Below are 1062 nucleotides of genomic sequence, written 5' to 3' on the forward strand. Positions count from 1 at the left end.
AGGTCCTCGCGCTCGGCCATGTCCTCACCTTTCGGCGCCCTGGACGCGCTGACCCGGGAGCAGATGAACGCCGAACTGCACCGGATCTGGCGCGAGACCGGGACCACTGTGGTGCTGGTCACCCACTCCATCGCCGAGGCGGTCTTCCTCGGCACCCGGGTCGTGGTGATGAGTCCCCGGCCCGGCCGGATCATCCGCACCTTCCCGGTCGAGCTGCCGGCGCACCGCGACTACGCGCAGGTGATGTCGGATCCCCGCTTCGACCGGCTCGCCACCGACCTGCGTGGGTTGCTCGGCAGCGCGGCCGCCAACCACTGAGCGCGGATCGGCACGACCAGCACGACGGAAGGAACACCATGACCCGCAGGTCGATCGGCATCATCGTCAACGGCGTGACCGGAAGGATGGGCTACCGGCAGCACCTCGTCCGGTCGCTGCTGGCCATCCGCGAATCCGGTGGTGTGGCGTTGGCCGACGGCACCACCATCTGGCCGGAACCGGTCCTGGTCGGGCGCAACGAGACGAAGCTCCGGGAGCTCGCCGAGCGGCACGGGCTGACCGACTGGACCACGGACCTGACCTCGGCGCTGGCCCGCGACGACGTCGAGATCTACTTCGACGCGCAGGTCACCCAGCAACGGGAGAAGGCGATCCGGCAGGCCATCGAGGCCGGCAAGCACATCTACACGGAGAAGCCTCTCGCCGAGGACACCGCGGCGGCCCTCGACCTGGCCCGGGCGGCGGACGCGGCCGGCGTCCGCACCGGTGTCGTGCAGGACAAGCTCTTCCTGCCCGGTCTGCGCAAGCTCAAGCGCCTCATCGACGGCGGCTTCTTCGGTCGGATCCTCTCGGTGCGCGGCGAGTTCGGGTACTGGGTCTTCGAGGGCGACTGGCAGCCCGCTCAGCGGCCGTCGTGGAACTACCGGACCGAGGACGGCGGCGGCATCGTGGTCGACATGTTCCCGCACTGGCACTACGTGCTGGAGGAGCTGTTCGGCCGGGTCACCGCCGTCTCCTGCGTGACCGCCACCCACGTGCCCGAACGGGTCGACGAGGCTAATC

General features: G+C 69.7%; 1 protein-coding gene and 1 pseudogene. Both read left to right on the forward strand.

Annotation, left to right across the window (positions count from 1 at the left end; all coding sequences use genetic code 11):
* Window positions 1-318: pseudogene (locus ABZ749_RS35595) on the forward strand (ABC transporter ATP-binding protein); the annotation flags it as partial.
* Between the two features lie 38 nt (window positions 319-356).
* Window positions 357-1062: Gfo/Idh/MocA family oxidoreductase (locus ABZ749_RS35600; RefSeq protein WP_357235859.1), on the forward strand; the 706-nt coding region annotated here is incomplete at its 3' end.

This window comes from Micromonospora sp. NPDC047753 (genome assembly GCF_040642735.1).
GTDB lineage: Bacteria > Actinomycetota > Actinomycetes > Mycobacteriales > Micromonosporaceae > Micromonospora.